Source organism: Pseudomonas sp. IT-P171, assembly GCF_949767765.1.
Taxonomy (GTDB): domain Bacteria; phylum Pseudomonadota; class Gammaproteobacteria; order Pseudomonadales; family Pseudomonadaceae; genus Aquipseudomonas; species Aquipseudomonas fluorescens_B.
Map to the genome: position 1 here is coordinate 365,485 of NZ_CATKQN010000057.1, position 23,893 is coordinate 389,377.

Below are 23,893 nucleotides of genomic sequence, written 5' to 3' on the forward strand. Positions count from 1 at the left end.
GGCAAGCCCGCGATGGCGTCATCAGCATCACCACAAATCACTTGGCAGCCACCGCCGCAACCTTCTTCACCGAAGTCTTCAACACCAACCACAACGCTGCAGCAATCAAAACTCCGCCATAAATGTGCGCCATCGACAGCGGCTCATCCAGCAACAACGCCCCCCATAACACCCCGAACGGCGGAATCAGGAAGGTCGTGGTCATCGACTTTACCGGCCCGACCGAGCTGAGCAGGCGGAAGTAAATAATGTACGCCAACGCGGTACATACCAGCCCCAACCCCAGCAACGACAGCCAGACACTCCAGCCGCCCCAGCTCGCCGGCGGCTGGCTGATCACGCTGTAACCGAACAGCGGCAACAGGAATAATGTCGCGCCAAGCATACTGCCCACTGCCGAAAGACGACTGTCGAGACCACCCGCCTGATCGAGCCAGCGGCGGGCAAGGAAGCCGGCGAAGCCATAACAGGTGGTGGCGAGCAGGCAGGCGAGGGCGCCCATCAGCAGTTGCAGGTCGAACGCCACCGGGCCTGCACGGGTCAGGATGCCGACGCCGAACAGACCGAGGAACACCCCGCCCAGCTTGGCGGCGGTGAGTCGTTCACTGAAGAACAGACCGCCAATCAATACGCCCATCAATGGCGTGGTGGCGTTGAAGATGGCCGAGTAACCGGCCGGAAGCACCTGGGCCGCCACGGAATAGAGGGTCGCCGGGATCCCGGAGTTGATCACCCCGAGCAGCATCACCGTTTTCAACTTGCCCTTGAAATCCCAGCTGATACGCATCAACCCGAGAATCACCAGCAACCCCGCCGCCGCAATCGACACGCGAAAAAACGCCGTGGGAATCGAGCCGATCACCGGGGCAATGATGCGCATGAACAGGAAACTCGCGCCCCAGATGGCCGCCAGCGACAGTAAACGAACGATATCGACAGGGCTCACGACGCACTCCTTCCTTGATGGGGACGAGAGTGTTGCCGAGAGCCTTGCCTATGGCAACCGAAAAACCGGCACTCAATTCTTGTGGCGAGGGAGCTTGCTCCCGCCGGGCCGCGCAACGGCTCCGCAAACCGGTGAGCGCTGTGCACTCAAGCGCGAGCAAGCTCCCTCGCCACCGTTATAGTTGAAAGCGAGTGACCAGCCCGTTGAGGTCGACTGCCAGCCGCGACAGTTCCTGGCTGGCGGCGGAAGTCTGGGTGGCACCTGCGGCGGTCTGGGTCGAGAGGTCGCGAATGTTCACCAGGTTCTGATCGACTTCCCGGGCCACCAGCGCCTGCTGCTCGGCCGCGCTGGCGATGACCAGGTTGCGCTCGTTGATCTGCGAGATCGACGCGGTGATTTTCTCCAGGGCCTGGCCCGCGCCGTTGGCCCGGCGCAAGGTCTGGCTGGCATGTTCGGCGCTGCTTTGCAACGCGATGACCGTGGCCCCGGTACCTTGCTGGATATTGTTGATCATCAGCTCGATTTCTTCGGTGGAGTTCTGAGTGCGTTGCGCCAGCGAACGCACTTCATCGGCCACCACCGCAAAGCCCCGTCCGGCTTCACCGGCGCGAGCGGCTTCGATGGCCGCGTTGAGCGCCAGCAGGTTGGTCTGCCCGGCGATTGCGCGAATCACTTCCAGGACTTTACTGATGTCCTGCGCCTGAACCGCCAACCCCTCGGCTTGTTCCGACGCGCTGAGCACTTCGCTGACCAGTCCCTGAATCGAGTTGATGGTTTCACTGACCTGCACGTGCCCGTGCTTGCTGTCCTCGTTCGACGCCTGGGAAGCTTCGGCGCTGGACACGGCGTTCGCGGCGACTTCGTCCACCGCAGTGCTCATCTCGGTGACCGCGGTGGCGGCCATCTCGATCTGGTCGTTCTGTTGTTGCAGGCCTCGGGTACTTTCCTCCATCACCGAGCTCATTTCCTCGGCAGCCGACGCCAGTTGCCGCGCCGAGTCGCTGATGCCGCGAATGGTGGTGCGCAGGTTGCCTTGCATCTCGTCGAGGGCGTTGAGCAATTGCGCGGCTTCGTCCTTGCCGCTGATGTCTATCGGTGCGCTGAGGTCGCCCGAGGCAATCCGGCGTGCAACGTTCAGGGCCTGGTTGATCGGCGCGGTGATGCTGCGCGTCAGCAGCCAGGCCAGGAGCAATGTGGCGAACAGCGCGGCGACGATGATTGCGCCGACGACCCATTGCGCACGCTGGTACATCAACGCGGCTGCGTCCGCGGCGGTATCGGCGCCTTGCTGATTGAAACTGATCATCGCCTCCAGGGATTTATCCAGCACGCTGCCCTGCGGGGCCAGTTCATTGTTGAGGCGGGCGTAGGCCTGGTCATTCTGGCCCGCATCGATCTGCGCGAGGATCTGGTCGAGGATCGCCAGGTACTTGGCCACGGCCGCGTTCAGACTGTCGAGCATCACCCGTTCCTGATCACTGGACAGCATCGTCTTGTGGTCATCGAGGCGCTTGAGCAGCTCCTGGCGTTGGGCGCTGAGAATGCCTTTACTCTTTTCCCGCACGGCGCTCTGGCTGTTGGCGATCAGCCGCAACGATTCGAGACGGAGGGTGGCGATGTTGGCCGCGCTGTCATGGATGCTCTCGATGCTCGGCATCCACGACTCCTCGATGACCGCCGCACTTTCGCGCAGGGTCGCCATCTGGCCCAGTCCGAACAGCCCGACCAGTACCAGAAGACTGGCCAATACGGCAAAACTCAAGCTCGCGCGCAAACCTATGCGCATGTTCCTTATCGGCATCTAAAGTGCTCCTTGGGCATTTTGGGAGGTAGCCCTCGTGGACCGAGGATCTTGTTTTTAGGCGGGTGAGAGCGAGCTATATATCAAAGTGCCATCATTTTGGTAAGACCAATCCGCATGCGTTTTTCGATTGGCTGGCTTCAGGGAAAAAGCAGGATACCCGGCGTCTGGCGATTGGCCTGAGCGTGGATTGGATCCGAACGCCTGATAATCAGAGGGCTGTAGGTGAATCGATTAAGTGCAGAGAGGATGACTATAAAGATTGATTACTGACCGAACGGTCAATTAAAAAATGTCTGAAAAAACTGTGCTCCCGAGTGATTCATTCGTTGTCGGACCGAAATTAGGCTTCTCCTGCACCCGGTTCACTGGCTAAGCTCAGGCCTTCCGAATTCCCGCAGAGGTCTCACCATGCCGCAGCAATGGCCAGCCGCCGACATCGCCCGAATGATCCTCGATGGCTTTGACGATTACCGCGAGCATTTCCGGCAAATCACCGATGGTGCCCGAGCGCGCTTCGAGCAGGCCAAGTGGCAGGAGGCGCAAGTCGCCTCGGCGGCGCGGATCAACCTCTACGAAGAGAAAGTCAGCGAAACGGTCGAGCGCCTGCACGTCGCGTTCGACGCCGACACGCTGGATGTCAGCTGTTGGCCACTGGTCAAAAGCGCCTACATCAGCCTGATCGACCTGCGCTTCGACGATGAGCTGTCCGAGACCTGGTACAACTCGATCTTCTGCGGGCTGTTCAGTCATGACCTGATCAGCGACGGCTGCATGTTCATCCACACCACCCGGCCGAGCCTGCGGCGGGCACGCGCCGCACAGACCCGTATCTACAAGCCCCAGGGCAAGCTGTCCGACATGCTGGCGAGCATTTTTGCCGACTACCGCTTCAGCGAGGATTACGCCGACCTGGCGGGTGATCTGCATCGTCTCGAAGCGCAACTGCGCGAGAACCTGCCGGACTGGGTGTGCAAAGACCCGGAACTGAGCGTCGAACTGTTTTCCTCGGTGCTTTACCGCAACAAGGGCGCGTACCTGGTGGGGCGCATCTACACCCGGGACGAGCAGTGGCCGCTGGTGATTCCGCTGCTGCACCGCGAAGGGCGGGGGATTCAGATCGATGCGTTGATCACCGATGAAGCCGATGTGTCGATCATCTTCTCGTTCACCCGTTCGTACTTCATGGTCGACGTGCCGGTACCGGCGGAGTTCATCGGTTTCCTGAGGCGCATTCTGCCGGGCAAACACATCGCCGAGTTGTACACCTCGATCGGTTTCTACAAGCACGGTAAATCCGAGTTCTATCGGGCGCTGATCAACCACCTGGCCAACACCGACGACCAGTTCATCATGGCCCCCGGTGTGCGCGGCATGGTCATGAGCGTGTTCACCCTGCCGGGGTTCAACACCGTATTCAAAATCATCAAGGACCGTTTCTCACCGTCGAAAAACGTCGACCGCGCGACGGTGATCGAGAAGTACCGACTGGTTAAAAGTGTCGACCGCGTCGGGCGCATGGCCGATACCCAGGAGTTTGCCGATTTCCGTTTCCCGCTGAGCAAGTTCGACCCGGCGTGCCTGGAAGAATTGCTGGAGGTGGCCGCGTCCACCGTTTCGGTGGAGGGCGACACGGTGTTGATCCGCCACTGCTGGACCGAGCGGCGGATGACGCCGTTGAACCTCTACCTGGAAAACGCCAACGAGGCGCAGGTGCGCGAAGCGCTGGAAGATTACGGTCTGGCGATCAAGCAACTGGCGGCGGCGAACATCTTTCCCGGCGACATGCTGCTGAAAAACTTCGGCGTCACCCGTCACGGTCGCGTGGTGTTTTATGACTACGACGAGATCTGCTTCCTGACCGAAGCCAACTTCCGCCACATCCCGCAACCGCGCACGCCGGAAGATGAGATGGCGTCCGAACCCTGGTATTCGATCGGGCCGCTGGATGTGTTCCCCGAGGAGTTTCCGCCGTTTCTTTTCGCCGATGCCGGTCAGCGACGCTTGTTCGATCAGTTGCATGGCGAGTTGTACAACGCCGATTACTGGAAAAGCCTGCAAGAGGCGATTCGGGCGGGGAAGGTGATTGATGTGTTCCCGTATCGGCGCAAGGGTCTCGATAACGAGTAGCCCACCTGAGTGAACACACTGTGGCGAGGGAGCTTGCTCCCGCTGGGTCGCGAAGCGACCCCAAAACCATTCATCTCGGAGCTTCAGGCAAACCGCGATGACAGGATTACGGCTGCTTCGCAGCCGAACGGGAGCAAGCTCCCTCGCCACAAAAGCGCGTCACTCCGCGCCCCAAATCTGCGACAATCCGCCCCCTGCGCCACTAGACGACTTATTGCGTACCTGATGACTGACGAATCGCCTTCCATCGACAAACTGCTGAAAAACCTCGATCACGCCATGCTCGCCGACCGCCACCGGCTGCGGCGGCAGTTGCTTGAGCTGCGCAAGAAGCCCGACGAGGCCAAGCTGGCCCAGTGGGTGACGCGTATGCAGGCGTCCTGTGATCAGGTGCTGGCGCGGCGTGCCAGCCTGCCGGTGATTCGTTACGACGACAGCCTGCCGATCGCCGCCAAGCGCGACGAAATCAAGGAAGCGTTGCTCAAGCATCAGGTGCTGATCATTGCCGGCGAAACCGGTTCGGGTAAAACCACCCAGTTGCCGAAAATCTGCCTGGAAATCGGTCGCGGTCAACATGGCCTGATCGGCCACACCCAACCGCGTCGAATCGCCGCCCGCAGCGTCGCGAGCCGGGTTGCTGAAGAATTGGCGACGCCGCTGGGTGCGCTGGTCGGCTATCAGGTACGGTTCGAGGATCAGAGCGATTCCAATACCCTGATCAAACTGATGACCGACGGCATCCTGCTGGCGGAAACCCAGAACGACCGTTACCTCGAGCGCTACGACACGATCATCGTCGACGAAGCCCACGAGCGCAGCCTCAACATCGACTTCCTGCTCGGTTACCTGAAAACCCTGCTGCCCCGTCGTCCGGACCTGAAGGTCATTATCACGTCGGCGACCATCGACCTGGAGCGCTTCTCCAAGCACTTCGACGATGCACCGATTGTCGAGGTCTCCGGTCGCACCTTCCCGGTGGAAACCTGGTACCGCCCGCTGACCCTGGAACAGGACGAAGAGGGCAACCGCGTCGAAGACGATCTGACCGTGGACCAGGCGATTCTCGCCACCCTCGACGAAATCGCCGCGTTCGAACGCAGCGAACGCAAGAGCCCTGGCGATGTGCTGGTGTTCCTGCCCGGCGAGCGCGAGATTCGCGACGCCGCCGACATGCTGCGCAAAGCCCAGCTCAAACACACTGAAATCCTGCCGCTGTACGCACGGCTTTCGCCGGCTGAACAGCAGCGGATTTTCCAGTCGCACCCGGGTCGTCGCGTGGTCCTGGCGACCAACGTCGCGGAAACTTCGCTGACCGTGCCGGGCATTCGTTACGTGATCGACAGCGGCACCGCGCGCATCAGCCGTTACAGCTACCGCGCCAAGGTCCAGCGCCTGCCCATCGAAGCGATTTCCCAGGCCAGCGCCAACCAGCGTAAAGGCCGTTGCGGGCGGGTCGAACCGGGCATCTGCGTGCGGTTGTTCAGTGAAGAAGATTTCCTCGGTCGCCCCGAATTTACCGACCCGGAAATCCTGCGGACCAACCTCGCGGCGGTGATTTTGCAGATGCTCCATCTGCGCCTCGGCGAAATCACCGATTTCCCGTTTATCGAGCCGCCGGATGGCAAGGCCATCAGCGACGGGTTCAACCTGCTGCAAGAACTCTCGGCGGTGGACCGCAACAGCCAGCTCACTCCGCTCGGTCGCCAATTGGCGCGGCTGCCGGTGGACCCGCGCATGGGCCGCATGTTGCTGGAAGCGGCGAAACTCGGCAGCTTGCAGGAAGTGCTGATCGTCGCCAGCGCTATGTCGATCCAGGACCCGCGCGAACGTCCGCCGGAGCGTCAACAAGCGGCGGATCAGGCCCACGCCCAATGGAAAGACGTGGACTCGGACTTCGCCGGGCTGGTCAATCTGTGGCGTGGTTTTGAAGAGCAGCGCCAGGCGCTGACGGCGAGTCCGCTGCGTAACTGGTGCCGCAAGAACTTCCTGAATTACCTGCGACTGCGTGAGTGGCGCGACTCTCATCGTCAATTGAGCCTGATATGCCGCGACATGCAGTTGAGCCTCAACAAAGAGCCGGCGGATTACCCGAAACTGCACAAAGCCGTGCTGTCCGGATTGCTCAGCCAGATCGGGCAGAAAACCGAGGACGGCGATTACCTCGGCGCCCGTCAACGGCGTTTCTGGATTCACCCGTCATCGGGTCTCGGCAAGAAGCGTCCGCAATGGCTGATGACCGCCGAACTGGTGGAAACCACCAAGCTCTACGCGCGCATGGTCGCCAAGATCGACGCCGACTGGATCGAGCCGCTCGCCGGGCACCTGATCAAGAAAAACCACTTCGAACCCCATTGGGAGAAGAAGCGCGGACAGGTCGTTGCGTTCGAGCAGATCACCTTGTTCGGGCTGATCGTGGTCGGTCGCCGGCCGGTGCATTACGGGCCGGTCGATCCGGTGGTCTCCCGCGAGTTGTTCATTCGTGAAGGGCTGGTGCGTGGCGAGATTCAGTCAAAGGCCAAATGCCTGACCGCCAACAAACAACTGCTGGAACAACTCGACGAACTGGAAGCCAAGGCCCGTCGCCGCGACATTCTGGCCGACGAAGAAACCCTGTTCGCCTTCTACGACGCACGGCTGCCGGCGGAGATTCATCAGACCGCGACGTTCGACAGCTGGTACCGGGTCAACAGCCAGAAAGATCCGCAGCTGCTGATCATGCGCGAAGAAGACGTGCTGGCCCGCGAGGCCAGTGAAGTCACCGCCGCACATTACCCGGACACCTTGCACATTGGTGATCTGGAACTGTCATTGAGTTACCACTTCGAACCGAACCATCCGCGTGATGGCGTGACGCTGCGGGTGCCGGCGCCACTGTTGCCGATGTTGCCGCCGGAGCGTCTGGAGTGGCTGGTGCCGGGTGTGATCGAGGCCAAGTGCATCGCGCTGGTGCGCAACCTGCCCAAGGCGCTGCGCAAGAATTTCGTGCCGGTGCCGGACTTCGTCAAAGCCGCGTTGCAGCGCATGACCTTTGCCGAGGGCTCGTTGCCTCAGGCGCTGGGTCGCGAACTGCTGCGCATGACGGGGGCGCGGGTCAGTGATGAAGCCTGGGCCGAAGCGGCGCAGCAAGTCGAAAGCCATTTGCGGATGAACCTGGAAATCGTCGATGGCCAGGGCAAGTTCCTGGGCGAAGGACGGGATCTGGCGGAACTGACCGCACGATTCGCTGAAGCGAGCCAGGCGGCTTTGGCCGTTCCGCAAACGGCGAAAAGTCAGCAGCCGGTGGAGGCGAAAGTCTTCGCGGCGGTGGCGGAAAAAACCCAACAGAAGATTGCCGGGCTGTCGATGACGGTGTATCCGGCGCTGGTGGAAGAGGCCGGCACGGTCAAGGAAGGGCGGTTCTCGACGCCGGCCGAAGCCGAGTTCCAGCATCGCCGTGCCTTGCAGCGCTTGCTCATGCAACAGCTGGCCGAGCCGGCGAAATTCCTGCGCGGCAAGTTGCCGGGGCTGACCGAGTTGGGTTTGATGTACCGCGACATGGGGCGCGTCGACAGTCTGGTGGAAGACATTCTGCTGGCCAGTCTCGACAGTTGTATCCTCGACGGCGAAGACCCGCTGCCGCGTGATGGCGCCGGGCTGGCGGCGTTGGCCGAGCGCAAACGCGGCGGCTGGACCGAGCACGCCGAGCGGCTGGCCAAATTGACGCTGGAGATTCTGAAGCTCTGGCACGGCCTGCAAAAACGCTTCAAGGGCAAGATCGATCTGGCGCAGGCCGTGGCCCTGAATGACATCAAGCAGCAGCTCAGTCATTTGGTGTATCCGGGTTTTGTCCGCGAAACGCCGATGCAGTGGCTCAAGGAACTGCCGCGTTACCTGAAAGCCATCGAGCAACGCTTCGAGAAACTCGGGGCGCAGGTGCAGAAGGACCGGGTGTGGAGTGGCGAGTTGTCCGGTCTCTGGACCCAATACCAGGCCCGCGCCAGCAAACACGCCCAGGAAGGCAAGCGCGATCCGCAGCTTGAGCTGTACCGCTGGTGGCTGGAGGAATACCGGGTTTCACTGTTTGCCCAACAGTTGGGGACCAAAGTGCCGATATCCGACAAGCGCCTGAACAAACAATGGACCCAGGTCGAACCGTAGGCCCTTTGGGAGAGGACTTTGTGGCGAGGAGATTTATCCCCGTTGGGTGGCGAAGCCGCCCTGAAATCAGCGCACTCAATGTATCAGTTACACCGAGTGCGCTGGTTTTGCGACTGCTTCGCAGCCGAACGGGGATAAATCCCCTCGCCACAAAAGGCTGACAGAGATACGCCGCTACTTCGCAAAAGGCGCCAAAACCCAACGTTTATGGCAAACTTCGCGCCTATAAACGCCGGCCCCGCGGTTTTGAGCCTCCACAGGTTCGGGCGGAACGGAATAAAGCGATGCCAGGTTTGACTCCTCTCACGGGAACAGACCCTTTGTGTATTGGTACGTCGGTGCCAATGCTTTCTGCCTGAACAGATTAGAGAAACGACCATGCATAACGTCGTCATCAGCGGCACCGGCCTGTACACCCCGGCCAACAGCATTTCCAACGAAGAGCTGGTGCAGTCTTTCAACGCTTACGTCGCGCAGTTCAACGCCGACAACGCCGATGCCATCGCCCGTGGCGAAATCGAAGCGTTGACCGAGTCCAACGCAGCGTTTATCGAAAAAGCTTCCGGCATCAAAAGCCGCTTCGTCATGGACAAGGACGGCATTCTTGACCCGCAACGCATGGCGCCACGCCTGCCGGAGCGCTCGAACGACGAGTGGTCGGTCCTCTGCCAGATGGCCATCGGCGCGGCCGAACAAGCCTTGCAGCGCGCCGGCAAAACCGCCGCCGACATCGACGGCGTGATCGTTGCCTGCTCCAACCTGCAACGCGCGTACCCGGCCATCGCCATCGAAGTCCAGGAAGCGCTGGGCATCCAGGGTTTCGGTTTCGACATGAACGTCGCCTGCTCCTCGGCGACTTTCGGTATTCAGGCGGCCGCCAACAGCGTGCAACTGGGCCAGGCCCGGGCCGTCCTGATGGTCAACCCGGAAGTCTGCACCGGACACCTGAACTTCCGTGACCGCGACAGCCACTTCATCTTCGGCGACGCGGCCACCGCGGTGATCATCGAGCGCGCCGACCTGGCAACGTCCAAGTTCCAGTTCGACGTGGTCAGCACCAAATTGCTGACCAAGTTCTCCAACAACATCCGCAATAACTTCGGCTTCCTCAACCGCGCGGCGGAAGAGGGCATCGGCGCCAGGGACAAACTGTTCGTGCAGGAAGGCCGCAAGGTGTTCAAGGAAGTCTGCCCGATGGTTGCCGAGCTGATCGGTGCGCACCTGGAAGAGAACCAGCTCAATGTTGGCGACGTGAAGCGCTTCTGGCTGCACCAGGCCAACCTCAGCATGAACCACTTGATCGTCAGGAAACTGCTGGGTCGCGAAGCCACCGAAGAAGAAGCGCCGGTGATTCTCGACACCTACGCCAACACCAGCTCCGCCGGTTCGGTGATTGCGTTTCACAAGAACCAGGACGATCTGGCCGCCGGTTCGCTGGCCGTGCTCAGCTCGTTTGGCGCCGGTTACTCGATTGGCAGCGTGATTCTGCGCAAGCGCTGAGTTCGCTTTAAAAGATCGCAGCCTGCGGCAGCTCCTACTGGGTTACGTAATCCCATGCAGGAGCTGCCGCAGGCTGCGATCTTTTTTTTGCACAAAAAAACTCGCGTTGCAGTATCGGACGGATGATGGGGACCGATACTGCAACGCGAGTTTGTAAAAGCAGTCCGGGCTTCCTTGCCCGGGCCGTGTAGCCGGGATCAGAACTTGGCTTCAGCATCCAGTTGCAGGGTGTTGATTTTCGAGTCCCGCAGCGTGGCGTTGGTGTAGTCGGAATCAGCCATGAAGTAGGTCGCGCCGAGGGCGAAGTTCTTGTCGATCTCGTAGCTCACTTTCAACTTGCTGCCGCGCGAACCGGTGAAACCGTTGGCGAAGTCGGAGTCGGTGAAGGCGCCGACCACCGCGTTACGCTGTACGTCGCGATAGTTGTAGTCCACGCCGAAGCCGAAGACGTTGGTCTTGACACCGGCCAGCCAGCCCATGTCCTGATCGTTGCTGGCATCGTCGTTGTTGACGACTTGACCGTAGATCGACAGCGGCATTGGCAGGCCGCCGATGTCGAGCTGACCAAAGCCTTCGTACAGTTTGAACTGCTCGTTCGCCGTGTTGCCGTTAATGGCCAGGCGGCAGGTGTTCGCCGCACAGGTGTTGTTGATGTCGTTGTCGTTGTCGTAAGCGTAGAGACTGCCACCCAGGGTCATTTTCAGGTTGTCAGTGATCGCGAAACGAGCGCCCAACTGGCCTGCGTACAGACGAAGGTCGTGACGGAACTGCTTGCCTTCGCCGTCGACGTTGTCCTTGAGGGTGTAGTGGCCGGCGCTGCCGAACAGCTCGGTGCTGCCGCCCAACGGGTATTTGTAAGTCAGTGCCAGACCTTCCGGGCTGATGTCGCTATCCCAGATGATGTCGCCCATGCTCACCCATTGCTGTGGCATCTTGCCGCCAACGAGGTGCAGGTTCTTGATGGCATCAGGGTGGTAGTCGACGTAACCCTGGTCCAGCCAGATATCCTTCTTGGTGAAGTTGCCATCCAGGCTCTGGTTGGTGGAACGAGAGTCGTTGTCGCTGCCAGTGGCGATACGGATGCCGGTGTCCACTTGCGGGTTGATTGCCGTATAGGCACCCAGGCGGACACGGATACGTTGACGATCCTGGTCGCCGGTGTTCGATACGCCATCGTTTTTGACCGTCTCCTGACGGAAACGCACGTCACCCTTGAACTGGGTCTTGGCAGCCCACGCCAGCTTCTGGTCGAAGGTGCTCAGTGCTTCGGTTTTCTTCGCGGTGGCCGCGATCTGCTCGTTGGTCTCTTGTTGAGCCTGACGGGCGATTTGCTGTTCTTTCTGATCCCGGGCCAGTTCGGCTTGCAGTTCGCTGTACTGCGCGTTGGTAATCGAACCGTTAGCCTTCAGCATGTCGAGCAGTTTGCCGTCGACTGCGGCGCTGGCCGGAACACTCATGGCCAGCAGCAGGCCGCCACACAGGGCCGCCGCAGTTTTCGTGGAAGCAAGACGCATATCAATCTCCGAAGATGAGAGGGGATGACTGAGCCATCCGGGGCACAACCGGCCGCAAAGGGACGGAAAACAGTGGCCGGGTGCTATAACCCGGCGCTCTAAAAACAGGCGCCAGTATCGCGATGGTTTATGACAAAGCAGTGGCAATGTGATGGCGTCTCGATGACGATACAAAATCGGAATGAACTTTCTATTCCGGGCTCTGTCGGCGAATCGCGGGTGTGGATTGCGACGCTATAGGCGATACTCGCGAGGCTTTTACGCCAAGAAGTGGGGAAGGAAGTGATGCCGTTGCAACGTCTGGAAAGTCTGTCCGATATAGCGCCGCACACCTGGGATGCCCTGGTGCCGGATGATCAGCCGTTTCTGCGTCATGCCTTTCTCAGCGCACTGGAGGACAGCGGCAGCGTCGGTCCGCATTCCGGGTGGCAGCCCGAGCATTTGCTGCATATGGAAGGTGATCGGTTGATCGCCGCGCTGCCCAGCTACCGCAAATGGCACTCCTACGGCGAGTACGTGTTCGATCACGCCTGGGCCGATGCATGCGAGCGTGCCGGCATCGACTATTACCCCAAACTGCTGACTGCCGTGCCCTTCAGCCCGGTCAGCGGCCCGCGTTTGCTGGCCGCCACGGTTGAAGACGGTTTCGAACTGCTGAAGAGTTTGCCCGGCTACCTTGAAATCGAAGAGCTCTCCAGCGCTCACATCAACTTCACGGACCCGTTCACCGACGCGGCACTGGCCGAACACCCTGGCTGGCTGCAACGCATCGGCTGTCAGTACCACTGGCAGAATCGCGGATATCGGGATTTTCAGGACTTTCTCGACGCCCTCAGTTCACGCAAACGCAAGCAGATGCGCAAAGAACGCGAGCAGGTGGCGGGGCAGGGCTTCGAATTCGAATGGCTGGAAGGCCGGCAACTGGATCAGGCGCAGTGGGATTTCGTTTACGCCTGTTACGCCAACACCTACGCAGTGCGTCGGCAACGACCTTATCTGACGCGGGAATTTTTCAGCCTGTTGGCCGAACGCATGCCGGAGTCCATTCGCGTGGTGCTGGCCAGACAAGGCTCACGCCCGGTGGCCATGGCCTTCAGCCTCGTCGGTGGCGACAGTTTTTACGGCCGTTACTGGGGCTGTCTGGCGGAGTTCGACCGGCTGCACTTCGAGACGTGTTTCTATCAAGGCATGGACTACGCGATTGCCAACGGCTTTCAGCGTTTCGATGCCGGTGCTCAGGGTGAACACAAATTGATTCGCGGGTTTGAACCGGTGATCACCCATTCCTGGCACTACTTGCGTCATCCCGGGCTGAAAGCGGCGGTAAAGGACTTCCTGCAGCAGGAACGTCTCGGCGTGCTGGCGTATGCCGAGGAAGCGAGGACCGCCTTGCCTTATCGGCAAGGCTGATCCTTCTCCGTTGGGCTCAAGTGCCTTCCTTGCCCAGCCACCGATAGGTCACGCCACCGATCACCGCACCGAGCAGCGGCGCCACCCAGAACATCCACAATTGCGCGATGGCCCAGCCGCCGACAATCAGTGCCGGGCCGGTGCTGCGGGCCGGGTTGACCGAGGTGTTGGTGATGGGGATCGAGATCAGGTGGATCAGCGTCAGGGCCAGGCCGATGGCGATTGGTGCCAGCCCGGCGGGTGCACGTTTATCGGTGGCGCCGAGGATGATCAGCACGAACATCGCCGTCATCACCAGCTCACAGACAAAGCCTGCGGCCATCGAGTATTTGCCGGGGGAGTGTTCGCCGTAGCCGTTGGAGGTCAGGCCTGCTGAGAGGTCGAAGCCTTCCTTGCCATTGGCGATGTAGTAGATCAGCGCGGCGGCGATGATCCCGCCGATGACTTGCGCAACGATGTAAGCCGGCAGTTCCCTGGCCGGGAAACGACCACCGACGAACAAACCGACTGATACGGCGGGGTTGAGATGGCAACCGGAGATGTGGCCGATGGCGAAGGCCATGGTCAGCACGGTCAGGCCAAACGCGATGGCCACACCGAGCACGCCGATTCCCAGCGGAGACGACGCGGCCAGGACCGCACTGCCGCAACCTCCCAACACCAGCCAGAACGTACCTAACAACTCAGTGACTGAACGTTTGAACAGAGACATGAGATCTTCCTTGATAGGCGAGCTATCGAGTCTGAATCGAGTGACGCATCCTGCGGGTTTACGACAGGTTCATCTTCAGGACCTTGGGTGAGTACAGCAGGGTTTTTCTGGAATTCCAGTGCGGATGGGGAAAGTGCCAGAGCTTGTGGTTGGTGGGGTATGGCGGTTTATTGGGTTGGCTTGGGATTGGAGGCATATCCGTTGTTTTGGTAACGGATATTCACCCAACAAAACAGCCTCAATCGATCCCGACAAACCCCCCAGTCTGATGCTGCCACAACCGCGCATATAACCCGCCCTGCGCCAGCAGTTCAGCATGGGTCCCCGTCTCGGCAATCTGGCCTTTCTCAAGCACCACCAACCGGTCCATCCGCGCAATGGTCGAAAGCCGGTGGGCGATGGCAATCACGGTTTTACCCTGCATCAGGGTTTCGAGACTTTCCTGGATCGCCGCTTCGACTTCCGAGTCCAGCGCGGAGGTGGCTTCGTCCATGATCAGGATCGGCGCATCCTTGAGCAGCACCCGTGCGATGGCGATCCGCTGACGCTGGCCGCCAGAAAGTTTCACCCCGCGCTCACCCACATGCGCATCAAACCCGGTGCGCCCTTCGGCGTCCGACAGCAACGGAATGAACTCGTCGGCACGGGCTTTGTGCACCGCTTCCCAGAGTTCGGCGTCGGTGGCATCGGGTTTGCCGTAAAGCAGGTTGTCGCGGATCGATCGATGCAGCAGCGACGTGTCCTGGGTGATCATGCCGATGCGCTCGCGCAGGCTCTCCTGAGCGACGTCAGCGATGTTCTGGCCGTCGATCAGGATTTGCCCGCCCTGCACGTCATAGAGGCGCAACAGCAGGTTGACCAGGGTCGATTTGCCGGCGCCGGACGGGCCGATCAAGCCGATTTTCTCACCGGGTTTGATCGTCAGGTTGAGGTCGCCGATGATCCCGCTTTTCTTGCCGTAGTGAAAATCCACGTGCTCGAAGCGCACTTCACCACGGGTAACGGCCAACGGTTTTGCCGCTTCACGGTCGGTGACGCTGACCGGTTGCGAGATGGTCTGCAAACCGTCCTGGACCATGCCGATATTTTCGAAAATGCCGGTGACCACCCACATGATCCAGCCAGACATGTTGACGATCCTGATCACCAGGCCGGTGGCCAGGGCGATGGCGCCAACGGTGATCAGCGACTGGGTCCACAGCCACAACGCCAGGCCGGTGGTGGTGACGATCAGCAAGCCGTTCATGCTGGTGATGACCACGTCCATGCTGGTGACCACGCGGCCGGCCAGCTGGGCTTTTACGGTCTGTTCTTCGATGGCTTCCTTGGCGTATTGCTGTTCGAAGTTGGTGTGGGCGAACAGCTTCAGCGTGGTGATGTTGGTATAGCCGTCGACGATCCGCCCCATGAGTTTGGAACGCGCATCCGAAGACACCACGGAGCGTTCTTTCACCCGTGGCACGAAGTAGCAGAGGGCGCCGATGTAGGCGGCGATCCAGGTCAGCAGCGGGATCATCAGGCGCCAGTCGGCTTCGGCGAACAGCACCAGCGAACTGATCGCGTAGATCAGCACATGCCACAGCGCGTCCACCGCTTGCACGGCCGAATCGCGCAGCGAGTTGCCGGTTTGCATGATGCGTTGGGCGATGCGCCCGGCGAAGTCGTTCTGGAAGAAATTCAGGCTCTGCTTGAGCACGTAGCTGTGATTCTGCCAGCGGATCATGCTGGTCATGCTCGGGCTCAGGGTCTGGTGCACCAGCATGTCATGCAAGGCGAGAAACAGCGGACGCAGAATCAGCGCAACCACTGCCATCCAGGCCAGTTCCACGCCGTGGATCTTGAAGAAGTCGACGTTGGGTGTGCCTTGAGTCAAATCGATGATGCGACTCAGGTAGCTGAACAGCGCCACCTCGATCAGCGCACCGAACAGGCCGACGATCAGCAACACCGCAAACATTGGCCAGACTTGCTTCAGGTAATAGGTATAGAAGGGGAGAACACGATCGGGCGGAGCCGCCGTCGGGGCGTCACGGAATATGTCGATCAGTTTTTCAAAACGGCGATAAAGCATTTGTTCTCCGCCCGCGTGCGGGCTCTCCTTTAAACGATTTGAACGGCGCCGGATACCGGCGGCCGCTCAACACTCCCTGTGCGTTTTGGACTTAGTCGATGCGCTTGGCCGACTTGATGAACACAGGATCGGCAGGCACATCTTTCATGCCGCCACGGGTGGTGGTTTGCGAGTTGACGATGACGTCCACGACATCCATGCCTTTCACGACTTTACCGAAGACAGCATAGCCATCGCCCTGGTCCAGGAAGTCGTTGTCCTTGACGTTGATAAAGAACTGGCTGGTGGCCGAATCCGGCACGGAGGTACGGGCCATGGACAGCGTGCCACGCACGTTATGCAGGCCGTTTTTGGACTCGTTCTTGATCGGTGCCTTGGTTTCTTTTTGCTGCATTTGTTGGGTGAAACCACCGCCCTGGACCATAAAGCCCGGAATCACGCGGTGAAAAATCGTGTTGTTGTAGAAACCGCTGTCGACGTACTCAAGAAAGTTCTTGGTACTGATCGGCGCCTTGACCGGGTCCAGTTCGATTTCGATCTGACCGTTGGTGGTTTCCAGCAGCACGTGCGGTGCCTTGGCGGGCGTGGCGGCCATCAGGTTGGCGGCAAACAGAACGGAGCCAGCGACGAGGGCGATTTTTTTCAGCATGGGTCAGTGATCCTGAGTGTAGTGGTGTCGACTGCAGTGAGAAACTCGAGCAGGGTTTGGTTGAAGTGTTCGGGTTGATCCAGCGGGGTGGCGTGACGCGAATCGGCGATTACCACCAGCCGCGCATCAGGCAGCAGTTTTACGTAAGTCTCCTTCAGCGACACCGGTGTGTAGTCACGGTCGGCGCTGACGATGAGGGTTGGACAGGACACTCTGGAAAGTCGTTCCTGAACGCCCCAGCCAACGATCGCGTCGAAGCTGGCGAGATAAGCATGTTTGTCGTTTTTTGCCCAGCGTTCGGCCATCTTTTGACGCAATTCGGCCTGCTCCGGTTTCGGGAACAGCTTGGCGCCCAAGGCTTTGCCGATGGCGCCCAGACTGAGCGCGCGCATCAGGCTCCAGCGCTTGAACCACTGCCAATAATCGTCGCGACTGCGCAATTTGACCTCGGGCGCGCTGTTGACGATGCACAGGCTTTTGAGCAGTTGCGGCTGATCCACCGCCAGTTGAAAGCCGATCATGCCGCCCATCGACAGGCCCACATAATGTGTCGGGCCGAGGTTCAAATGCTCGATCAAGGCGACCAGATCGGCGCTGAATCCGGCGATGCTGTAGCGCTCGCGGGGTTTGTCCGAGCGACCGTGGCCGCGTACATCCGGCACGATCACTCGGTAGCGGGCGGACAGCGCCGGGATCTGCTTTTCCCAGTCCAAGGTACTGGAACCCAGCCCGTGGACCAGCAGCAACGGCGTGCCGTGGCCATATTCCTCGTAGTGCAGGTTGCAACCTTCGTGTTCGAAATAGGCCATGGGTTCACTCCGTGTCAGGCTTGTTCAGGGGCGGCGAAGGGCGCATCCAGCGGCGCGGTGTCGAACGTGCGCAGCAGTTCGATGAGGATCTGTGTCGCCGGGCCCAGCGGTTTGTCCTTGTTCGAATACAGGTAGAAGCTCGGGTTACGGCTGCCGCCCTGGTCCAACGGTAGCAGCTTGAGCGTCCCTTCCTTCAGTTCGCGTTCGATCATGTGCCGGGGCAACCAGGCGAAACCCAGCCCGCTGCCGACAAATGTCGCGGCGGTGGCGAGGCTGCCGACGGTCCAGCGCTGTTCGGCGCCGAGCCAGCCGACATCCCGTGGCTGTTGACGGCCGGAGTCGCGGATCACCACTTGCATCTGGCTTTCCAGGTCCTGGAAATTCAGTTCGCGGTTCAGGCGGTGCAGGGCGTGTTCGGGGTGGGCGACGGCGACGAATTCGACGTCGCTCAATTCCGCGCCCAGGTAACCGGGAATGCTGAAGCCGGTGATTGCCAGGTCGGCCACACCTTCGAGCAGGACTTCTTCCACGCCCGACAACACTTCTTCGCGCAGCCGCACCCGGCAGCCGCGGCTTTGCGGCATGAACGCGGTCAGGGCGCGGACGAGGCGGGCACTCGGGTAGGCTGCGTCGACCACCAGCCGCACTTCCGCTTCCCAGCCTTGCTCCATGTGATGCGCCAGGTCTTCCAGTTGGCTGGCCTGTTTCACCAGTTGGCGCGAGCGGCGCAGCAACACGCCGCCGGCTTCGGTCAGCACGGCTTTGCGGCCGTCGATGCGCAGCAGCGGCACACCGAGCTGGTCCTGCATGCGCGCCACGGTGTAGCTGACTGACGATTGCGAGCGGTGCAGCGCTTCGGCGGCCTGGGCGAAACCGCCGTGGTCGACCACGGCCTGCAGCGTTCGCCATTGATCAAGGGTCACGCGGGGCGCTTTCATGTTGAGCTCCTCTTGTCCTAAGCTGGCAGTCCTTATTGGAGACTGCCGAATGAAAAAATTCTGTTGTGTGGTGTTGGCGATGCTGCCGCTGACTGCCTTTGCTTACCCGATCGACGTACAAAAACAGTTGAACGGCTTGAGCATCGACTACAACACGTATGACACGGATACCGACATCGCCTCCATTCAGGTGAACAACTACGGCAGCACCGATGCAGTCTGTAAGGTGGTTTTCAATAACGGCCCGGAAGCGCCGCGCACCCGCAATATCGAAGTGGCTGCCGGCAAGCACAAAAATGCCACCGCCAAGTTCAACCGGACCATCATCAAGATGCGCATCAATCTGACCTGCACCCCGAAATAAGCACCAAAATCCTGTGGGAGCGAGCCTGCTCCCTCAGGGTGTATCCAGCTTATAAACGAATTTATTGATGGGTTATAGCAATTATTTGCGCTTTTTCATCGATATGACTCTGTTTAACCTTCACTCCATCGACTTACAGCATTCTCAGATGGAGCCTACATCCCATGTCCCGCGTTCTGATCATCGAAAGCAGCGCCCGTCAGCAAGACTCGGTGTCCCGTCAACTGACCCAGACCTTCATCAACCAGTGGAAAGCCGCCCACCCCAACGATCAGATCACCGTGCGTGACCTGGCCGTCAATCCGGTGCCGCACCTGGACATCAACCTGTTGGGCGGCTGGATGAAACCCGCCGAGCAGCGCAGCGACATCGAACAGGTTTCCCTGGAGCGCTCCAACCAGTTGACCGATGAATTGCTGGCCGCTGACGTGCTGGTCATGGCCGCTCCCATGTACAACTTCGCGATCCCGAGCACGCTGAAAGCCTGGCTCGACCACGTGCTGCGTGCCGGCGTGACCTTCAAGTACACCGAGACCGGCCCGCAAGGCCTGCTCAGTGGCAAGCGCGCTTACGTGTTGACCGCTCGCGGCGGTATCTACGCCGGTAGCACCGCGGATCATCAGGAACCCTACCTGCGCCAGGTCATGGGCTTCATCGGCATTCACGACGTGACTTTCATCCACGCCGAAGGCATGAACCTGGGCGGCGACTTCCAGGAGAAGGGACTGAACCAGGCCAACGCCAAGCTTTCCCAGGTCGCCTGACCCGTTAATCGCCAGATAATCGCTGGATGGTCTAGTGACCTGGCGCAACCCTTCAAGCCTGTACGCGCATCGACCTCCCTTTGCACTTGTTGCTCCTGAGTGCTGTAGCCCGATTGAACGCTTTAGCGAGATCGGGCTTTTTTTTGTCTGCGGTTTGATGGCGGACACAGATCCCTGTGTGCGGGCTTGCCCGCAGGTTTATGTGTGTTCTCGCGATCGCCGGCAAAACCCGCTATCGTCGCCGCCATTCAAAACGAGGCGAGCATGGGCTATCTACTTTTTGTCACGCTGATCCAGGCGTTTTCCTTCAGTCTGATCGGCGAATACCTGGCCGGTCATGTCGACAGTTACTTCGCAGTGCTGGTGCGGGTGTTGCTGGCGGGTTTGGTGTTTATTCCGCTGACGCGCTGGCGTTCGGTCGAACCGGCGTTCATGCGCGGCATGCTGCTGATCGGCGCGTTGCAGTTTGGCGTGACCTACGTCTGCCTGTACCTGAGCTTCCGGGTGCTGACGGTGCCGGAAGTCTTGCTGTTCACCATCCTCACGCCACTGCATGTGACGTTGATTGAAGATGCGCTGAACCGGCGCTTCAATCCATGGGCGCTGGTCGCAGCGCTGGTGGCAGTGCTCGGCGCAGCGGTGATCCGCTTTGACCGGATCAACCCGGATTTCTTCATGGGATTCCTGCTGCTGCAACTGGCCAACTTCACCTATGCCGCCGGGCAGGTGTTTTATAAGCATCTAGTGGCGCGTCATCCGAGCGATCTGCCGCATTACCGGCGCTTCGGTTTTTTCTATCTCGGCGCATTGGCGGTGGCGTTGCCGGCCTTTCTGCTGTTCGGCAAACAGAATTTCCTGCCCGAAGCACCGCTGCAATGGGGCGTGCTGGTGTTCCTCGGCCTGGTCTCGACCGCGTTGGGGTTGTACTGGTGGAACAAGGGCGCGTGCCTGGTGAATGGCGGGACGCTGGCGGTGATGAACAACCTGCATGTGCCGGTGGGGTTGCTGATCAATCTGCTGATCTGGAATCAGCATGAAGAGCTGGGGCGCTTGTTTTTGGGTGGTTCGGTGATTTTGATGGCGGTGTGGATTAGCCGGTTGGGTATACGCCAACCGGCAGTCGCGCACTAAACCCTTGTGGGAGCGAGCAGGCTCGCTCCCACAAGGGGAGACCTGAAGTTACATGACGTGTTTTTCAGGCTCTGGAATGTGGCTGGCGCCCAGCATGGCCGGGAGCAACCCGGCCCTGAGATCCCCGCCACTCGGCTGCTGATAAAGGCTTAACCCGAACTCCGGCAGCACCGCCAGCAAGTAATCGAAAATATCCCCCTGAATCCGCTCGTAATCCGCCCACGCCGTGGTGCGGGTGAAGCAGTAGATTTCCAGCGGAATCCCCTGCGCCGTGGTTTGCATCTGCCGGACCATGCAGGTCATGTTCGGCTGAATCTCCGTGTGGCTCTTCAAATACGCCAGCGCATAGGCGCGGAAGGTCCCGATGTTGGTCATCCGCCGCCGGTTGGCCGACATGGCCGCGACGTTACCCTGAGCCTCGTTCCACGCCTTGAGTTCAGCCTGTTTGCGACTGATGTAATCGGTCAGCAGATGCACCTGGGACAGCTTCTGCTCTTCATCATCACGGATGAATCGCACACCGCTTGCGTCGATGAACAGGCTGCGTTTGATCCGTCGCCCACCCGACTGCTGCATGCCGCGCCAGTTCTTGAACGACTCGGACATCAGGCGCCAGGTCGGAATCGAAACGATGGTCTTGTCGAAGTTCTGCACCTTGACCGTGTGCAGCGTGATGTCCACCACATCGCCATCGGCGCCGACTTGCGGCATCTCGATCCAGTCGCCGACCCGCAGCATGTCGTTGCTGGTCAGCTGCACGCTGGCGACGAACGACAACAGGGTGTCCTTGTAGACCAACAGAATGACCGCCGACATGGCGCCCAGGCCCGACAGTAGCAACAGCGGCGAGCGGTCGATCAGCGTGGCGACGATGATGATCGCCCCGAACACGTACAAGACCATCTTCGCCAGTTGCACGTAGCCCTTGATCGAGCGGGTTCGGGCATGCTCCGTGCGCGCATAGATGTCCAGCAACGCGTTGAGCAGGGCGCTGATGGCCAGCACCAGGAACAGAATGGTGAAGGCCAGCGCCACGTTGCCGAGGAAGATCAAGCTGGTTTTGCTCAGTTCCGGCACCAGGTGCAGGCCGAACTGGATCACCAGCGACGGCGTCATCTGCGCCAGGCGATGAAACACCTTGTTCTGCCGAAAGTCATTGACCCAGTGCAACGCCGGTTGACGGCCCAGCATTTTGGTCGCATGAAGAATGAGATAGCGCGCCACTCGTCCGAGGGCCAGTGCCACCAGCAGCAACAAAAGCAGCCCGAGGCTGGAATGCAGGAGAGGATGCTGGTCGAGAGCACCCCAAAGGTCTTGGACGTTGAGCCAGAGCTGTTTGATATCCATGGGTAAAACCGTTCTTCTATAGGACGCGTCGGGGCGATTAGAGCATTTAAGACGCTTTGGATGACGTTTGAGGACAAAAGAGGCAACAAAAAAGCCACTGTTTACGGTCGTTTGCATAAAGAAACTCGGCCTCGGCGCTCGAAACCGTTACCCTATGCAGCTGTTTTTTTGTATTTCTTCGAGGTAGCACCCGTGTTTTCCCAATTCGCCCTGCACGAACGCCTGCTCAAAGCCGTGGCCGAGCTTAAATTTGTCGAGCCAACGCCTGTGCAAGCAGCGGCTATTCCGCTGGCGCTCCAAGGGCGTGACCTGCGGGTGACAGCGCAAACCGGCAGCGGCAAGACCGCCGCCTTCGTCTTGCCGATCCTCAACCGTCTGATCGGCCCGGCGAAAATCCGCGTCAGCATCAAGACCCTGATCCTGCTGCCCACCCGCGAGCTGGCCCAGCAGACCATCAAGGAAGTCGAGCGTTTCGCTCAGTTCACGTTCATCAAGTCCGGTCTGATCACCGGCGGTGAAGACTTCAAGGTCCAGGCCGCCATGCTGCGCAAGGTGCCGGATATCCTGATCGGTACGCCGGGCCGGATGATCGAGCAACTGAACGCCGGCAACCTCGACTTGAAAGAAGTCGAAGTGCTGGTGCTCGACGAAGCCGACCGCATGCTCGACATGGGTTTTGCCGAAGACGTGCAGCGTCTGGTGGAAGAGTGCACCAATCGCCAGCAGACCATGCTGTTCTCCGCCACCACGGGCGGTTCGGGCCTGCGCGAGATGGTCGCCAAGGTCCTGAACAACCCGGAACACCTGCAGCTGAACAACGTCAGCGATCTGAACGCGACCACCCGTCAGCAGATCATCGCCGCTGACCACAACCAGCACAAAGAGCAGATCGTGAACTGGCTGCTGGCCAACGAGACCTATCAGAAGGCCATCGTGTTCACCAACACCCGGGCCATGGCCGACCGCATCTACGGCCGCCTGGTGGCGCAGGAATACAAAGCGTTCGTCCTGCACGGTGACAAGGACCAGAAAGACCGCAAGCTCGCGATCGATCGTCTGAAGCAGGGCGGTGTCAAAATTCTGGTTGCCACCGACGTTGCCGCCCGTGGCCTCGACGTTGACGGCCTCGACCTGGTGATCAACTTCGACATGCCGCGTAGTGGCGATGAATACGTTCACCGTATCGGTCGCACCGGTCGTGCCGGCAACGATGGCCTGGCCATCTCACTGATCTGCCATGGCGACTGGAACCTGATGTCGAGCATCGAGCGCTACCTCAAGCAGAGCTTCGAGCGCCGCACCATCAAGGAAGTCAAAGGCACCTACGGCGGGCCGAAAAAGGTCAAGGCCTCGGGCAAAGCCGTTGGCGTGAAGAAGAAAAAGGTCGACGCCAAGGGCGAGAAGAAGAAAACCGGCGCCAAGGCACCGACCAAGCGCAAAATTGCCAACCGCCCGAAGACCGACGCGCTGTCGCTGGTCAGCAAGGACGGCATGGCCCCGCTGAAGCGCCGCAAGCCGGAAGCGCCGGCTGCTGAATAAGGCGCGGTAGCGATCCAGTAAAAACCCGGACATTGTCCGGGTTTTTTTTCGTCCAAAGATCGCAGGCTTCGCCAGCTCCTGCATGAAGCGTGTGCGACCTGGTATTCCGAGTGCACCTGAATCCTCGGAGC

The 23,893-nt window shown here is 60.0% G+C and carries 16 protein-coding genes and 1 pseudogene; 8 read left to right on the plus strand and 9 right to left on the minus strand.

The window, feature by feature from the left end; genetic code table 11:
* Positions 1 to 37: 37 nt before the first annotated feature.
* A complete protein-coding gene (locus ACM6I5_RS26060) occupies positions 38 to 946 on the minus strand; it encodes a DMT family transporter (protein WP_017337023.1) in 909 nt (302 codons plus the stop codon).
* A 175-nt stretch (positions 947 to 1,121) separates the two neighbouring features.
* Positions 1,122 to 2,747, minus strand: coding sequence for a methyl-accepting chemotaxis protein (locus ACM6I5_RS26065; protein WP_414879618.1), 1,626 nt, complete (start codon positions 2,745 to 2,747; stop codon positions 1,122 to 1,124).
* Positions 2,748 to 3,158: 411 nt separating this feature from the next.
* Between ACM6I5_RS26065 and aceK the strand changes: the two genes are divergently transcribed.
* The 3 genes from aceK to ACM6I5_RS26080 all read left to right on the plus strand — a co-directional run bounded on the left by aceK (position 3,159) and on the right by ACM6I5_RS26080 (position 10,514).
* Positions 3,159 to 4,877 carry a bifunctional isocitrate dehydrogenase kinase/phosphatase gene (gene aceK / locus ACM6I5_RS26070; protein WP_414884947.1) on the plus strand — a complete coding sequence of 573 codons (1,719 nt, stop codon included), beginning with the start codon at positions 3,159 to 3,161 and terminating at the stop codon, positions 4,875 to 4,877.
* Positions 4,878 to 5,102: 225 nt separating this feature from the next.
* Positions 5,103 to 9,014, plus strand: coding sequence for an ATP-dependent RNA helicase HrpA (gene hrpA / locus ACM6I5_RS26075; RefSeq protein WP_414879620.1), 3,912 nt, complete (start codon positions 5,103 to 5,105; stop codon positions 9,012 to 9,014).
* A 378-nt stretch (positions 9,015 to 9,392) separates the two neighbouring features.
* The gene (locus ACM6I5_RS26080) at positions 9,393 to 10,514 is read left to right on the plus strand and encodes a beta-ketoacyl-ACP synthase III (protein WP_414884948.1); all 1,122 of its coding nucleotides are present in this window, start codon (positions 9,393 to 9,395) and stop codon (positions 10,512 to 10,514) included.
* 197 nt (positions 10,515 to 10,711) lie between these two features.
* Here ACM6I5_RS26080 and ACM6I5_RS26085 read toward each other — a convergent pair whose 3' ends face one another.
* The gene (locus ACM6I5_RS26085) at positions 10,712 to 12,028 is read right to left on the minus strand and encodes a putative porin (protein ID WP_017337028.1); all 1,317 of its coding nucleotides are present in this window, start codon (positions 12,026 to 12,028) and stop codon (positions 10,712 to 10,714) included.
* Between the two features lie 285 nt (positions 12,029 to 12,313).
* On the opposite strand from ACM6I5_RS26085, the gene ACM6I5_RS26090 reads away from it, so the two are divergent.
* Complete coding sequence (locus ACM6I5_RS26090) at positions 12,314 to 13,438, plus strand: GNAT family N-acetyltransferase (protein WP_414884949.1); 1,125 nt, start codon at positions 12,314 to 12,316, stop codon at positions 13,436 to 13,438.
* Positions 13,439 to 13,454: 16 nt separating this feature from the next.
* Here ACM6I5_RS26090 and aqpZ read toward each other — a convergent pair whose 3' ends face one another.
* The 5 genes and pseudogenes from aqpZ to ACM6I5_RS26115 all read right to left on the minus strand — a co-directional run bounded on the left by aqpZ (position 13,455) and on the right by ACM6I5_RS26115 (position 18,617).
* Complete coding sequence (gene aqpZ, locus ACM6I5_RS26095; RefSeq protein ID WP_414884950.1) at positions 13,455 to 14,150, minus strand: aquaporin Z; 696 nt, start codon at positions 14,148 to 14,150, stop codon at positions 13,455 to 13,457.
* 238 nt (positions 14,151 to 14,388) lie between these two features.
* The gene (locus ACM6I5_RS26100; protein ID WP_017337031.1) at positions 14,389 to 16,221 is read right to left on the minus strand and encodes an ABC transporter ATP-binding protein; all 1,833 of its coding nucleotides are present in this window, start codon (positions 16,219 to 16,221) and stop codon (positions 14,389 to 14,391) included.
* A 91-nt stretch (positions 16,222 to 16,312) separates the two neighbouring features.
* Entirely contained in the window at positions 16,313 to 16,870 is a 558-nt protein-coding gene (locus ACM6I5_RS26105; protein WP_017337032.1) for a peptidylprolyl isomerase A, read from the minus strand.
* A 3-nt stretch (positions 16,871 to 16,873) separates the two neighbouring features.
* Positions 16,874 to 17,679 (minus strand): annotated as a pseudogene (locus ACM6I5_RS26110) (alpha/beta fold hydrolase).
* Between the two features lie 14 nt (positions 17,680 to 17,693).
* Positions 17,694 to 18,617, minus strand: coding sequence for a LysR family transcriptional regulator (locus ACM6I5_RS26115; RefSeq protein WP_017337034.1), 924 nt, complete (start codon positions 18,615 to 18,617; stop codon positions 17,694 to 17,696).
* 49 nt (positions 18,618 to 18,666) lie between these two features.
* On the opposite strand from ACM6I5_RS26115, the gene ACM6I5_RS26120 reads away from it, so the two are divergent.
* The 3 genes from ACM6I5_RS26120 (at position 18,667) to ACM6I5_RS26130 (ending at position 20,876) form a co-directional block, all read left to right on the plus strand.
* Positions 18,667 to 18,981: a hypothetical protein gene (locus ACM6I5_RS26120; RefSeq protein ID WP_017337035.1), complete on the plus strand. Its 315-nt coding sequence runs from the start codon at positions 18,667 to 18,669 to the stop codon at positions 18,979 to 18,981.
* A gap of 164 nt (positions 18,982 to 19,145) precedes the next feature.
* The gene (locus ACM6I5_RS26125; protein ID WP_017337036.1) at positions 19,146 to 19,745 is read left to right on the plus strand and encodes an FMN-dependent NADH-azoreductase; all 600 of its coding nucleotides are present in this window, start codon (positions 19,146 to 19,148) and stop codon (positions 19,743 to 19,745) included.
* A gap of 264 nt (positions 19,746 to 20,009) precedes the next feature.
* Complete coding sequence (locus ACM6I5_RS26130) at positions 20,010 to 20,876, plus strand: carboxylate/amino acid/amine transporter (RefSeq protein WP_414884951.1); 867 nt, start codon at positions 20,010 to 20,012, stop codon at positions 20,874 to 20,876.
* Between the two features lie 48 nt (positions 20,877 to 20,924).
* Here the strand turns inward: ACM6I5_RS26130 and ACM6I5_RS26135 are convergent, their stop codons facing one another.
* The gene (locus ACM6I5_RS26135; protein ID WP_414879624.1) at positions 20,925 to 22,223 is read right to left on the minus strand and encodes a mechanosensitive ion channel family protein; all 1,299 of its coding nucleotides are present in this window, start codon (positions 22,221 to 22,223) and stop codon (positions 20,925 to 20,927) included.
* 192 nt (positions 22,224 to 22,415) lie between these two features.
* On the opposite strand from ACM6I5_RS26135, the gene ACM6I5_RS26140 reads away from it, so the two are divergent.
* Complete coding sequence (locus tag ACM6I5_RS26140; protein ID WP_414884952.1) at positions 22,416 to 23,762, plus strand: DEAD/DEAH box helicase; 1,347 nt, start codon at positions 22,416 to 22,418, stop codon at positions 23,760 to 23,762.
* The last annotated feature ends 131 nt before the right edge of the window (positions 23,763 to 23,893 follow it).

Coding starts and splice junctions, on each gene's coding strand:
- ACM6I5_RS26065 (WP_414879618.1), bottom strand. CDS start 2,747: ATGCCGATAAGGAACATGCGCATAGGTTTGCGCGCGAGCTTGAGTTTT.
- aceK (WP_414884947.1), top strand. CDS start 3,159: ATGCCGCAGCAATGGCCAGCCGCCGACATCGCCCGAATGATCCTCGAT.
- hrpA (WP_414879620.1), top strand. CDS start 5,103: ATGACTGACGAATCGCCTTCCATCGACAAACTGCTGAAAAACCTCGAT.
- ACM6I5_RS26080 (WP_414884948.1), top strand. CDS start 9,393: ATGCATAACGTCGTCATCAGCGGCACCGGCCTGTACACCCCGGCCAAC.
- ACM6I5_RS26085 (WP_017337028.1), bottom strand. CDS start 12,028: ATGCGTCTTGCTTCCACGAAAACTGCGGCGGCCCTGTGTGGCGGCCTG.
- ACM6I5_RS26090 (WP_414884949.1), top strand. CDS start 12,314: ATGCCGTTGCAACGTCTGGAAAGTCTGTCCGATATAGCGCCGCACACC.
- aqpZ (WP_414884950.1), bottom strand. CDS start 14,150: ATGTCTCTGTTCAAACGTTCAGTCACTGAGTTGTTAGGTACGTTCTGG.
- ACM6I5_RS26100 (WP_017337031.1), bottom strand. CDS start 16,221: ATGCTTTATCGCCGTTTTGAAAAACTGATCGACATATTCCGTGACGCC.
- ACM6I5_RS26105 (WP_017337032.1), bottom strand. CDS start 16,870: ATGCTGAAAAAAATCGCCCTCGTCGCTGGCTCCGTTCTGTTTGCCGCC.
- ACM6I5_RS26115 (WP_017337034.1), bottom strand. CDS start 18,617: ATGAAAGCGCCCCGCGTGACCCTTGATCAATGGCGAACGCTGCAGGCC.
- ACM6I5_RS26120 (WP_017337035.1), top strand. CDS start 18,667: ATGAAAAAATTCTGTTGTGTGGTGTTGGCGATGCTGCCGCTGACTGCC.
- ACM6I5_RS26125 (WP_017337036.1), top strand. CDS start 19,146: ATGTCCCGCGTTCTGATCATCGAAAGCAGCGCCCGTCAGCAAGACTCG.
- ACM6I5_RS26130 (WP_414884951.1), top strand. CDS start 20,010: ATGGGCTATCTACTTTTTGTCACGCTGATCCAGGCGTTTTCCTTCAGT.
- ACM6I5_RS26135 (WP_414879624.1), bottom strand. CDS start 22,223: ATGGATATCAAACAGCTCTGGCTCAACGTCCAAGACCTTTGGGGTGCT.